11 protein-coding genes are annotated in these 12783 nt (G+C 55.1%); 7 read left to right on the top strand and 4 right to left on the bottom strand.

Annotation, left to right across the window (positions count from 1 at the left end; translation table 11 throughout):
• Positions 1-62 precede the first annotated feature (62 nt).
• Positions 63-1667, bottom strand: coding sequence for a dolichyl-phosphate-mannose--protein mannosyltransferase (locus tag HMPREF2554_RS02035; RefSeq protein ID WP_013398601.1), 1605 nt, complete (start codon positions 1665-1667; stop codon positions 63-65).
• Between the two features lie 239 nt (positions 1668-1906).
• Between HMPREF2554_RS02035 and rsmI the strand changes: the two genes are divergently transcribed.
• From rsmI to HMPREF2554_RS02005, 6 genes are all read left to right on the top strand, one after another.
• On the top strand, positions 1907-2779 hold the full coding sequence (gene rsmI, locus HMPREF2554_RS02030; protein ID WP_041321999.1) for a 16S rRNA (cytidine(1402)-2'-O)-methyltransferase: 873 nt from the start codon (positions 1907-1909) through the stop codon (positions 2777-2779).
• Between the two features lie 32 nt (positions 2780-2811).
• Complete coding sequence (locus tag HMPREF2554_RS02025) at positions 2812-3918, top strand: TatD family hydrolase (RefSeq protein ID WP_013398603.1); 1107 nt, start codon at positions 2812-2814, stop codon at positions 3916-3918.
• Between the two features lie 233 nt (positions 3919-4151).
• A complete protein-coding gene (locus tag HMPREF2554_RS02020; RefSeq protein ID WP_041321698.1) occupies positions 4152-5054 on the top strand; it encodes a capsular polysaccharide synthesis protein in 903 nt (300 codons plus the stop codon).
• Positions 5055-5085: 31 nt separating this feature from the next.
• Positions 5086-5910: a glycosyltransferase family 25 protein gene (locus HMPREF2554_RS02015; RefSeq protein WP_013398605.1), complete on the top strand. Its 825-nt coding sequence runs from the start codon at positions 5086-5088 to the stop codon at positions 5908-5910.
• A 76-nt stretch (positions 5911-5986) separates the two neighbouring features.
• On the top strand, positions 5987-6862 hold the full coding sequence (gene rsmA / locus HMPREF2554_RS02010) for a 16S rRNA (adenine(1518)-N(6)/adenine(1519)-N(6))-dimethyltransferase RsmA (protein ID WP_041322000.1): 876 nt from the start codon (positions 5987-5989) through the stop codon (positions 6860-6862).
• 28 nt (positions 6863-6890) lie between these two features.
• A complete protein-coding gene (locus HMPREF2554_RS02005) occupies positions 6891-7895 on the top strand; it encodes a GHMP family kinase ATP-binding protein (RefSeq protein WP_041321699.1) in 1005 nt (334 codons plus the stop codon).
• 18 nt (positions 7896-7913) lie between these two features.
• On the opposite strand, the gene HMPREF2554_RS02000 is transcribed toward HMPREF2554_RS02005, so the two are convergent.
• Positions 7914-8873: a glycosyltransferase family 2 protein gene (locus HMPREF2554_RS02000; protein ID WP_013398608.1), complete on the bottom strand. Its 960-nt coding sequence runs from the start codon at positions 8871-8873 to the stop codon at positions 7914-7916.
• Positions 8870-9400 (bottom strand): acyltransferase, encoded by a 531-nt coding sequence (locus HMPREF2554_RS01995; RefSeq protein ID WP_013398609.1) that lies wholly within the window; start codon positions 9398-9400, stop codon positions 8870-8872. The genes HMPREF2554_RS02000 and HMPREF2554_RS01995 overlap by 4 nt, the downstream gene beginning before the upstream one ends.
• Positions 9401-9795: 395 nt before the next feature.
• On the opposite strand from HMPREF2554_RS01995, the gene HMPREF2554_RS01990 reads away from it, so the two are divergent.
• A complete protein-coding gene (locus HMPREF2554_RS01990; RefSeq protein ID WP_013398610.1) occupies positions 9796-10824 on the top strand; it encodes a glycosyltransferase in 1029 nt (342 codons plus the stop codon).
• Positions 10825-10901: 77 nt separating this feature from the next.
• Here HMPREF2554_RS01990 and HMPREF2554_RS01985 read toward each other — a convergent pair whose 3' ends face one another.
• On the bottom strand, positions 10902-12770 hold the full coding sequence (locus tag HMPREF2554_RS01985; protein ID WP_070553772.1) for an ABC-F family ATP-binding cassette domain-containing protein: 1869 nt from the start codon (positions 12768-12770) through the stop codon (positions 10902-10904).
• Positions 12771-12783 lie beyond the last annotated feature (13 nt).

Raw genomic sequence — 12783 nt, 5'->3', positions numbered from 1 at the left:
TCACCTCAAGAGCCTTTTTCGTGCAGCATCCTGTTGGTTCCGGGTATTGGGGAACGCCGCCGCTAAATCCAGGTTGGAATCCACATATGCCCGTACCACTGCTCGTAAGGAATAACCTGCCCAGTCCACAGAGGCCAGAAGTATGCGCTCACCAGCAGAACTGCTGTCAGGTATATGCCCACGCACAAAACGCCCACGCGCACGCGTCTGACGGAACTGGTACGGTTCCCCAAAAGCACGCCCAAACAACCCGCTAAGAGGATGAGGAGGAAAGGCTCAAAGGAGAGAGCGTAGAAGAAGAACATGGTGCGGTTCGGGTAGAGGAACCACGGCAGATAGCCTGCGGCGAAAACCAGCAAAAGAGCTCCAAAACGCCAGTCGCGCTTCAGGATAAAAATGACTAGGGCGAGAATTATCGCCGGAATAAATACCCACCAGATCAGCGGGTTACCAATATTGAGGATCGCTTGCGAACAGTTGAGTGCCGTGCATCCTTTTTCACCAAACTTCGGTGCCTCATAGTAGTACGACGTCGGGTGCCCCAGAATAAGCCACTGCCACGCCTGCGACGCGTAGCGATGCTCACTGCTGAGCCCTGAATGGAACTTAAATGCGGATGTATGATATTCCCAGAGTAGGCGCAAATCCTCGGGAAGCCACTTCACAGCACCCGAGTCGGGGAACTGGTTACTCCAGTGGCGGTAGAAAGCGTTTGACGACTTGAACCAGCCAATCCAGGTGGTCAGATAGACGATAAGACCCACGCCAATCATCTGAATAAACGCAGGAATACCCTCTCGAATCAGAGCGACAATACCCCAATTTTTCAACCCTAGGATGCGCCGCGCATTCATATCCCAAAACACCGTCAGCACACCCATTGCAGCAATGAAGAACAGTGAGTTCCACTTCACCGCTACAGCGGCACCGGCACAAATACCGGCGGCAAGACGCCACAGATGCAAACCCGAGCCGGGGCCGAAAACAATCTTCTGCAAGCCCGACTCGCCGTGCGCATCCACAATCTTCATGACATTCGCCGCGAGCCTTCTGCGCGCCGCCTGTCGGTCAAGAAGCAGACAGACAAAAGTCGCTAAAATCCAGAACATCTGGAAAATATCGAGAAGCGCCAGACGGGATTCCACAAACATCAAACCATCAACGGCACCCAGCAGCGCAGCAATAGAGGCAACCGTGACCGAACGGAACATGAGCCACCCGGCAACCGCCAGAAGTGCCACCGAGAGCGTACCAATAATCGCGGCACTCACGCGCCAGCCGAAGGCGTTCTCGCCAAAAATCGCCATTCCCCAGGCAATCATCCATTTACCCAAGGGCGGATGCACCACATACTCGGGGCTGTTCGGTAAGATACCGCTAAAATCCCCCGAAGCGAATGCGTGATCCACGCCGCTTGACCACGAAACTTCATATCCGTAGTGCAGGTACGAATAGGCGTCCTTGGCATAGTAGGTTTCGTCAAAGACAATCGCATTCGGGTGTGCCAGGTTATAAAAACGCAGCACACCCGCTAAGAGTACAATCAGGGTCGGTGCAAGCCAGCCCCAACGGGGTAGCGAAACACGGGCGACGCCCAGAGCCTCGAAAAGATTCGACAGAGAGTACTGCACTCTGGACTTCGTAAAAGAAAGACTAGCGGTTAACATCACCTATCAATCCTATAGGGTGTAAGCCTCCACGTCTTCTTGAAAATACCTGAAACCACAAAAATCTGGCTCACACCATATATAAAATCTATAAAACTACCCCGACATCATGAGGAACTGAGTGCTATAGCGGCACAGCGCATCTCCGAGATGAAAAGCACACACGATACACTGGGGGAGTGAGCGAAAACGAAATGTATGAGCGCGATACACAAAGTACCACCTCCGCCGATACAACAATGCAGCCCCTAGCGTCTGATGAGCGTGAGGAAGGTATTCTCATTCTCGGCGGAACCCCTATCGGCAACCTCTCAGATGCCAGCGACCGGTTACGGCAGGCGCTCGCTACCGCTGATGTGATCGCCGTCGAAGATACTCGCAAGCTCCGCACCCTCACCTCCGGGTTGGGAGTGCACACTACGGGACGAATTATCGTAAATCACGATCATAACGAGGCGGAACGCAGCGCCCAGCTCGTGCAGGCGGTCAGCGACGGGAACACGGTTCTGCTGCTCTCGGATGCCGGTATGCCAACCATCTCAGACCCCGGCTATGTTGCCGCATCCGCCGTTGCCGACGCCGACCTGCCGGCGACCGTGATCCCCGGTCCCTCGGCGGCATTGACTGCGCTCGCGCTCTCGGGACTGCCCACCGGACGATTCACTTTTGAGGGGTTCTTGGCGCGTAAAGGCTCAGAACGTACAAGAAGGCTGAACTCCCTGGCGGCGGAAGAGCGCACCATGATTTTCTATGAATCGCCGCATCGTGTAGCCGCCACGCTCACAGATTTTGCCCGGGTCTTCGGGGGCGAACGGCGTGCCGTCGTATGCCGCGAACTCACCAAATTGCACGAAGAAACCCTGCGCGGCACCCTGAACGAACTCGCTGACTGGGCGCACAAAACCCAGGTACGCGGCGAAATCGTGATTGTGGTTGCTGGCGCCGAGCCTCCCGAAACTCCGCAGGCGCAAGATATCGTGAGCCTCGTCCTCGAACGGGTGGATGCGGGGGAACGCCTCAAAAATGCGTGCGCCGCAGTCGCCGCCGAAACGGGTGCCTCCAAACGAGAACTCTATGAAGCCACCCTCGCCGCTCGAAATGCCAACGTCTAAACACACCTCAACACAGCCCACAGGAGAATACCGTGTGCCATAGCCACTCCGAGCAAACCGAAATCACGCAGGAGTATTTAGACTCCCTTGCAGCCTTGGCACACTATAAGATGCCAAGCGAAGAAGAACTGACGGCGAGCGTGCTTCCGCATGGCTGGCAGATCGAAGAAGGGCAAACTCCCGCGCCCTACCGCGCCGAGCTTTATCGTGACGAGACCGGGGGAGGGATAGCGCAGGAACCTTCGGGCGAAGGCACCCGCCGCCGCTCCACGAAGGGCGGTGACGGACGGTCCCGCAACCTTGTGTTCCCGCCTGCACCCGAGCCCCTGCCTTACGCCATCGTCGATAACCACACCCATATGGATCTGCTTGATGGCGAAGTAGAGATTACTGCCCGGGACGCCCTCGACACCGGGGAAAAACTCGGCATAGGTGCCATTGTGCAGGTTGGCTGCGATATTCCCTCCTCGCTGTATGCGGTTGCCGCCGCCCGCGCCGACCGGCGGGTTTTGGCGGCGGTTGCCGTTCACCCCAACACCGCCCCCGAACTGGAATCCGCCGGTACCCTCGATGAGGCTCTGGAGACCTTGGATGCGCTTGCCGCCGAACCGCGTGTGCGAGCTATCGGCGAGACCGGGCTCGACTATTTTCGCACCGCGGAGGAAGGTGTTGAAGCTCAGCAGCGCAGCTTTCGCGAGCATATTCGCCTAGCGAAGAAGCACGATCTGGCGCTTCAGATTCATGACCGGCAGGCGCACGATGATGTAGTGCGCATCCTCCTTGAGGAGGGCGCCCCCGAGCGTACTGTATTTCACTGCTACTCGGGCGGTGTTGAGCTGGCGCGCATCTGTAATAAGCAGGGCTGGTACATGAGCTTCGCCGGAACCGTGACCTTCAAAAACTCGAAGGATATTCAGGAGTCGTTGCGTGTGGCACGCCCTGAGCTGATTCTTGCCGAGACGGATGCGCCTTTTTTGACCCCGCACCCGTTTAGGGGTCGCCCGAATGCCTCTTACATGACGAACTATACGGTGCGGTTCATGGCGGCGCACCGCGAGCAGAGCCTAGAGGATCTGTGCCGAATTATCCGCGCGAACTCGAAGCGTGTGTACGGCAGCTGGGGAATTGAGGGGTTCTAGACGATGGTAACGAGTGCATAAGGTATAAGTATTTTTTGTGCCACCTTTGTCGAAGCCTGCATGAACTATCACGCGTATATGCTATTATGGTAGATGCTATATCTCACCTTAAGGCTTTACCTCATAATTTCTGGAGCAAATTCTGTCTTTGTGTGATATGGCATCCCGATAAATAGCTTTCTATCCCGTAACGTATCAATAGCATGTTAATGTGAGAGAACTAGGGTAAAGCTGTGTCAATCATTTCTTTTTCAAAAAGAATAAAACATTATATATGGATTAATTATGTCAAAGATGGCGCAGGGATAGATAAGATACGTAGTTGGTACTCGCAGAAAAACCCATATTCTTATGACCTTGAGAAATACACTCATCGTATTGGTGATGTTGTTGTGCCAAACTCTAGTACCTTCTCTGTTAATCACTTATTCTACGATTCCCAACTTCCTAAAGATAATCTTCGAGATGCCCCTAACCAGATATTTGTAGTGTGGACAGGAGATAACGAAATAACGCCTGCCCGTCGGAAATCACTTAATCTTATTCGCTCCACTAACCCTGAGAGTAAAGTTATTCTGGTGACTCCAGATAATCTGGATGACTATATAGTTCCTGGGTATCCTTTACACCCTTCATACGTGAAGTTGAGCTACATTCAGCGTTCCGACTATATGCGTGCCTACCTGATGCACCATCACGGTGGTGTCTATATGGATATAAAACCTATGGATAAGCCCTGGTTACCTCTTCTTGAGGAGCTTAATGCTACCCCAGATATGTGGGTGATCGCGCCGCATGAAAAAAATTCCCGGAATTCGTCACCAGCAAGTGGGGTATTGGGGAAAGACCAGCGTAACTACTATAGGTCGATTGTGAATATGTCTGCTTATGCGTGCAAACCATACAGCAGGTTTACCGATGAGTGGATTTCTGAAATACATCGCCGTATGGATTACTTTTCAACCCTTTTAGAGGGGCGTTATAACTCTCAAGCATTTGAATATATGCCAGAGTATCCTGTCCCCTGGTCTGATTTATCAGGGAATATTGTGAGTCCATTAAGCTTGAAGTATAAAGATAATATAAAAACTATTGCAGGTATGCAATTTGAAATATATTCCGGTGGATACCGGTAAATCATTGTCACATCAAATATAAAGAGGGAAAATGAAAAAATATGTTGTTGCTCTTAAAGACGAAAATCGTCTTGAGTATTTCTTCAGTGCTCCAGGGGGCGCTGGTTTTGATATATTTTGGGGAGTAGATGGGCGTGCTTTACCTATTCCTGGGGAAAGCCCTGAATTTGATAACATCTATTTTGAGAAGAGAGCAGGCCGTCTAGCCCGTCCCGGGGAAGTAGGATGCGCCTTGAGTCATACTTATGTGTGGCGTGATTTTCTAGAAAGCGGGGAAGAATGGGCGCTTGTTGCTGAGGACGATGCATTGATACACGCCTCCATTGATGAAATTGTTTCTCGGGTTATTGAAAAATCTCTCAGTATTGGCGTGGTGAATTTTGCGGATGGCTGGTCCACCCAGATGGGTCGTATGAATGCCCGTACCCCTTACCCCCGGTTGTCATTGTTTTCTCCGTTTATTTGGGGTCGTCACCGTTTAGGGTACTGCGCTAACGACTGGACTGCCTGTACGGGGCTGTATCTGATCTCTCGGTCGGCGGCGCAGAAAATTATTGAGCAGATTGATGCGCGCGGTTCACAATACTGGCTGGCGGATGATTGGCCCCTTTTTGCCGCTGATTTTGGGGTGGATATTAAGGTTGTGCAGCCAGGACTGTGCGGTTGGACAGGAAATAGTCTTATCGAGGAAGACGGGACGCATTTTGTGTACCATAAAGCAAACCAGACAAAAAAACAGCCGCTCCTCAATAAGCTGCGTATTTATGCCGCGCCCAAGGCCCGGCTGAAGAATGCCCAAAACATCGTCAAATCGACTTTCTGGCAGGTACGGAAGAAACGCAGAGTTCTCAAGTAAATTACTCACACCAATGAGTGACGTCCTTCGACCTAGACCTGCAACCTTTCGTAGAATAGATAGGGTGAGAGAAAATCTGAACGATAAACCCCTGCTGGGTCCCCAAGAAATCCGTGACCTTGCCGCGCAGCTGGGCATCCGCCCCACGAAGACCCTGGGGCAGAACTTCGTGATTGACCCGAATACTATTCGCCGCATCGTTACCGCAGCGGATATTACCGACGACGAAACCGTGCTCGAAATCGGTCCCGGACTAGGCTCTCTCACCCTGGGGTTGGCAGATGCCGCGCGTCACGTTGTCGCGGTTGAAATCGATCCGCCGTTAGCGCAGCAGCTACCGCATACTATCGCCAAATTCCGCCCCGATAAGGCACAAAACGTTAATGTGGTGCTTATGGACGCTCTCAAGGTGACTGAGCTTCCCCACACGCCGGATGCGCTGGTCGCTAACCTGCCCTATAACGTGGCGGTTCCGGTGCTTCTGCACCTTTTCGCGCAATTTCCGAGCATTTGCCACGCCTTGGTGATGGTGCAGGATGAGGTTGCCGATCGTCTGGCGGCGAAACCCGGATCCAAGATTTACGGGGTTCCTTCGGTGAAGGCAAGCTGGTATGCTGAGGTCTTTAAAGCGGGGGTTATCGGTAAAAACGTATTCTGGCCCGCCCCGAAGATTAACTCCGGGCTTGTGGGTTTCAGTATGCGCCCGCAACCGCTCGCCGATATTGACCGCGACGAAGTCTTTACCGTGATTGATGCTGCCTTTGCCCAACGGCGGAAGACCCTGCGGGCCGCGCTTGCCTCGTGGGCTGGTTCTGGTGCTCGTGCCGAGGCGATCCTGACCGAGGCGGGTATTACCCCCACTGAACGTGGTGAAAAGTTAGATATTCACGGGTACATTCGGATTGCCCAGGCGGCGCATCGGGTGCCAGCTTTAGTGGCGGATGAAAGTTAAGACCGGAAAACCGGAAGATGGAAAAAGAATGCATGTTCTAGAAACTCGGGCAAAAGCGCCCGGCAAAGTAAATCTCTATCTTGCCGTGGGTAACCCCCGCGAGGACGGCTACCATCCGCTCGCCACGCTCTTTTCTTCGGTCAATATCTACGAAACCGTAACCGCACGCGATGGTCAGAAACCGGGAATTACCCTGAGTCTGGATATTGTGCCCGGCTCCCTGGTCGATCAGCAGCACCTTGCCGGAGAGTTTGATCTAGCCGAGGTGCCGTTGGACGAGTCGAACCTGGCGCATCGTGCAGCCGTCTCTATGGTGCAGGCGCACGGGCTCACCGTGAACGATCTGAACCTGCACCTGCATATCGATAAGGCCGTTCCCGTGGCCGGGGGCATGGCGGGTGGCTCGGCAGATGCCGCCGCCGCGCTTCTTGCCGTCGATCAGTATCTCTATGAGAAGCGGCTTTCCGAACGTACCCTCGGACTCGAAGAGCTGCTTGCCCTAGCTGCGCCTTTGGGTGCTGACGTACCTTTCGTGGTGCGTGCCGCGTTCCCGCTGGGCGGGTTGGCCGTGGGGGAGGGGACCGGAACCGAGCTGCGCATTGTGGAGCTGCCTGAAGACATGATTCCGCTCGATATTGTGCTGGTCGCCGCCTCAGAAGGACTCTCGACCCCGCAGGTGTTTAGCGAGCTTGATGAGGGACGCGCCGCCGGGCGTTACCCCGAAGCTGGCGAGCTACAGGTTCCTTCGGGGCTGCTGCACGCGCTAACCCAGACGGAGGCGCCGATTGCGCGCATCCACGAAATTGGCAGGCAGCTTCGCAACGATTTGCAGGGACCAGCCGTGACCCTAGCACCCGATCTTGAAACTATTTTGACCATGGATAATGAGAGCATGGTTGAGGCGTTTGTCTCTGGGTCAGGGCCTACCGTGGCTATTCTTGCGGAGGATGCGACCGCAGCTGATGAACTCGCCGCAGCACTTCGCCGCCGAGGCCGTCACGCGATAGCCACACAAACCCCCGCGATGCTCTAATTCCTTGGGAATAGTCCCTTATTCCTCTGTAATAGGCGCAGTATCCAGCCGCAGCGGCTTCGGAATACGCTTGAGAATGCGGTACTGAAGAATACCCTCCAGCGCCCCAAGATTGCCGCCCGCCAAATATGCCGCCCGAAAACGAGTCGTAGGGTTTATAAGCTTAGGGGCCTGCCGCAGAATCTCCAGGATAGATGCCTTCGTGCTGGGGCCGCGCATTCCATGCTGCCGATAGTGCACCCACAGCAGTACCTTGTATTTTTGGTAGGCGCGCTGCTGATGAAAAATGCGTTTAGGTTTATCCCGCAGAATATAGTGCAGAAGCGGCCCATGCGTAAGCGCCGCCGGAACGCCTGCAAGCTGCACACGCCAGGCAAAATCGGTCTCTTCGGAACTCTTATATGAAGAATCCATACCCCCGGCTTCAAGATATACGCGGCGAGGAATCGAAAAATTACCCCCGGCAACCGTCGGCAGAAAACCAGCATAGGGGGCGAGCTCATCGTCGTAGAAAATCCTGGTGCGTGTGCTCAGAGTTTTCTGATCATCGCCGGGTTCAAGACCGTAAGCCCGCAGAACTTCAGGAGTATTAACCCGATCATGAAGCAGAGACCCGCTTGCTATGACAGGGGAATATAGGTTTTGCACGTGCAGATGCGAAACCACCCAGTCGGGTTCTACAAGATCATCGCCATCGCAGAAGATGAGGACATCACCCGCGGCTTGTACCGCCCCCATATTGCGGGCGTGGCTGGCTCCGGCACGCTGGGATGCATCTACTACCCGCAGGGGATAGGGGGCATTGTAGCCTTCGACCACAGCGCGAGTGCCGTCGGTACTGCCGTTATCACAAATGAGCACCTCAAAACTGGGGTTGCCGGTTTGGGCTGCGAGGGCATCAAGCTGCTGCGTAATATAGTTGGCGCCGTTATACACCGGAATAATGACGGATGCTGCAATGGGCTTGGGGCGAGTCACGACCGGTCTCCCTTCACCTGCTCGGCTACCGGGTACGAGCTCCCTTCGGCATCAAGGTCACGGATGCGCCGCGCCGGAACGCCCGCATACACACCATGAGGCGCACAATCGTGCACCACCACGGCACCGGCGGCAATCACGCATCCTTCGCCGATCGTAACCCCGGCGGTAATGACAGCGTTTTGCCCCACCCACGTGCCGTTTTTGATGTGTACGGGACGAGTAATATTTGTTCCCGCGCGCTGAGCGGCAGAACCAATTTCATGGGTATCGGCAAAAATGGTGACGCGCGGCCCCAGAAAAACATTATTTCCCAGAGTCGTATGCGCGCCCACCAAAGTTTCTTTATTGACAAAACAATTCGTGCCCATTACGACCTTAGGCATAATAGTGGAACTAGGATCGCAATATGTTCCGGTACCAAAAACAATGCCATTTTTGGTGAGTTCACGTCGTTTTTGCGCATTCGTGCGTTCTCGCCGCATAAGATGCAGGCGGTATTTCAAATCTTTGAGTTTCTGAATCATGAGAATTCGTGTGAGTGAGTGTGACCTATGCGGCTATACCACCGTGGCAAGCCTGTCTGAAGATATTGTAGCCTACCTGCAGGCGGCGGTCAGCGGAGTGTTTTTTGGTAGGGAGTAACGCGAGAGTGTTTTCTTTATACGGGATCAGTTTATGGCACCCGCATGAAGAAAACACTCCTGGAATTTATGATGCACTGAGTATTGCCTCCGTGTCTCTCAATAGTCTGTGATATAAAACCCACTCCGTCATGGTGATTACCAAGTATCCCGGACGATACCTAAAACGTATATACTAAGTGGTATATCGCGCGGTGTGATGACGCACATTTTGCATAGTTCAGGTCAAAATTACGCGCGACCTATTCCCGCTCGAACTCGCACGAAATGAATACCCCATGCCCCACGACGTAGATATTATCGTAGGCGTTCCCGAAGGCGCCGGGTGGGCGCCCATCCATGAGATGGCGCGCCTGATGGCATCGTACTTGGACGCGCGCATCGTCACCCCTGACCCGAGCGCATCGCTTACACCCGCTACCAAAATTTTGGGGCGCCTGCCGCGTATTCCCGGCGGAGGACGTACCGCCCTTGTTATCGCCAGTGACCCCGGACAGCTTTACGCTATCGCGCAGCCGCGCCTCGCTGCACGACGCTATGCTGGGGTTTACGGGTGGGTTATCGATAGTTTCTGGGATGACCGCATTCCCGCCATCGCCACCAACGGAACCTATAACACCGTTTTTGTGGCGGACCGCGACGACGTGCACGATTGGCGCAGTGCCGGGGTCAAAAATGTGCGGGTGCTTCCCTGGGGTGCAGACGTGTGGAGTAAATTCGATGAGCATCTGGAGCATCCGAAAACCACCGATGTACTTCGTGTGGGGCGCCAACCCCCCGCCTATGACGACGATGAACACACTGCAGAACTTGCCCGGCAAGCTGGAATAACCTTCGCTGGGCGGCCGCCGTTCGGCGTAACCGATCGTGAATCCGTCGAGTCTTTGCAGAGAGCACTCGCGGACGCCAAGTTTGTACTGGCTTTTAGTACTTTGGTGAGCCCCGCATCGTACACGCACCCAAACAAGGAGTACATTACCGGGCGCTGGACGGACGCGCTCGCCCACGGGGTGACCGTGGTGGGGCAGGTGCCTAAAACCGAAAGTACGCGCGAGATACTGTGGGATGGAGCGACCGTCGATATTGACCCGCAGGATGCTCGCGCCGGGCTGAATGCGGTGGCGCAGCTTGTGAGCGAATGGACACCTGAGCAGAGTCGAAACCAGGTGCGTATGGCGCTGCAAAGACTGGATTGGCGGCACCGTTTCACCGAGCTATTTCAGGCTGCGGGTTTGCGCAGCCCCCGGCTGGATGCGGACCTAAAGGCTATGGCTGCGGAACTTGCGGATGCTTCCCCGAGTTTATAAAAAGAGCCTTGATAGTGAATGCAACGTTGAGGAACCCGTTTGATTCGCTATCAAGACTCTTTTAGCAGGGGAGCGGGCTATCCGAGGAGTTCCGAGAGTTCCAGCCAGCGCATCTCTAGCTCGTCGATCTCATCCTGAAGCGCCTGCTGTTTTTGCCCCAGGTCGGCAAGCCCGGCGTAATCGGCGGGGTCGTGTATGCTCATCTGCTCGGAGAGCTTGCTCTGTTCCTCGCCCAATTTTCCGAGGCGACGCTCAATCGCGGCGGATTCCTTCTGTGCCGCGCGTGCCTGTGCCCCCGATACTTTCGGCGTGCTCTTAGGGCCAGAGTCCGTTGGTTCAGCTTGGCCACCAGAAACCGAAGAATCGTTCTTTTTCGTTGGGGCGGATGCACCGCCCGTAACACCAGCGGCAGAACCGCCCCGACCCGCTGCGGAAAGTGCCAAATATTCGTCCACCCCACCGGGCAGATGCCGGAAGGAACCGTCAATCACCGCATACTGCTGATCGGTCACACGCTCCATGAGGTAACGGTCGTGAGAAACTACCAGCAGAGTACCGGGCCAGGTATCGAGCAGATCCTCCATCGCCGCCAGCATATCGGTATCCAGGTCGTTTGAAGGCTCGTCCAGAATCAGTACATTCGGCTCGTCCAAGAGAATGAGCATGAGCTGTAGTCGTCGTTTCTGCCCACCCGAAAGATCTTTCACCGGGGTAGAAAGCTGTGCGCTCGTAAAACCTAGTCGTTCCAACATCTGCGAGGGCGACATCTCTTTGCCGTCGGCTATATAGCTGCGCTTCTTGCGACCGATCACATCAGATACGCGGTCGTTCTCAACCTCTTTCAGCTCATCCAGCTGCTGGGTGAGGGTGGCAACCTTGACGGTCTTACCACGTTTCACGCGCCCCTCGGTTGGTTCCAGAGAACCGGTGACCAAGGCAAGCAGGGTAGATTTTCCGGCACCGTTCACGCCCAAAATACCGGTGCGCTCACCCGGCGCAATCCTCCAAGTTACGCGACGCAGCACCTCACGTTTGCCGTCGGGCAGCGAAGAATCCTCAAAGGTGACCGAGACGTTCTCAAGATCCACCACGTCCTTACCCAAACGGGAAACCGCCATCTGCTTGAGTTCCACGGTATTACGTACCGGCGGCACATCGGCAATCAGCGCATTCGCCGCATCAATACGGAACTTCGGCTTCGAGGTGCGCGCCGGGGCACCGCGACGCAGCCACGCCAGCTCTTTGCGCATCAGGTTCTGGCGCTTTGCCTCCGCGGCGGCCGCCTGCCGATCGCGCTCCACACGCTGCAGAACGTAAGCCGCATACCCGCCTTCAAAAGGTTCCACGATATTATCGTGAACCTCCCAGGTGTCGGTACTGACTTCATCAAGAAACCAGCGGTCGTGAGTGACCACCAGCAGACCGCCCGCGTTCTTGCTCCAGCGGCTTTTCAGATGATGCGCAAGCCATGTAATTGCCTGCACGTCCAGGTGGTTAGTGGGCTCGTCCAGCATGAGCACATCCCATTCCTGTATCAGCAGAGCCGCCAGAGCCACGCGGCGACGCTGCCCACCCGAGAGTGAAGAAACCGGCGCATCCCAGGGCAGGTCAGACACCAAACCCGCAATAACATCACGAATACGCGGCTGCGAGGCCCACTCATACTCCGGAGTATCGCCCACCAGAGCATAACCGACCGTATGGGAATCGTTGAGAACGTCGGACTGATCCAGATACCCGATGCGCGTGCCACCGCGCGCCGTCACGCGCCCGGAGTCCGGTTCAAGACGCCCCGCCAGAATCTTCATGAGTGTGGATTTACCGTCACCGTTGCGACCCACAATGCCGATGCGGTCGCCCTCATTAATGCCGACGGTCACCCCCTCGAAAATAGTGCGGGTAGGGAACTGAAGGTGCAGCGCTTCGCCGCCAAGTAAATGTGCCACATATCCAGGGTAA

The sequence above is a fragment of the Rothia sp. HMSC071F11 genome, assembly GCF_001809115.1.
GTDB lineage: Bacteria > Actinomycetota > Actinomycetes > Actinomycetales > Micrococcaceae > Rothia > Rothia dentocariosa.
The sequence above is the reverse complement of the archived record's forward strand: the minus strand, read 5'-3'. Positions and strand labels throughout refer to the sequence as shown.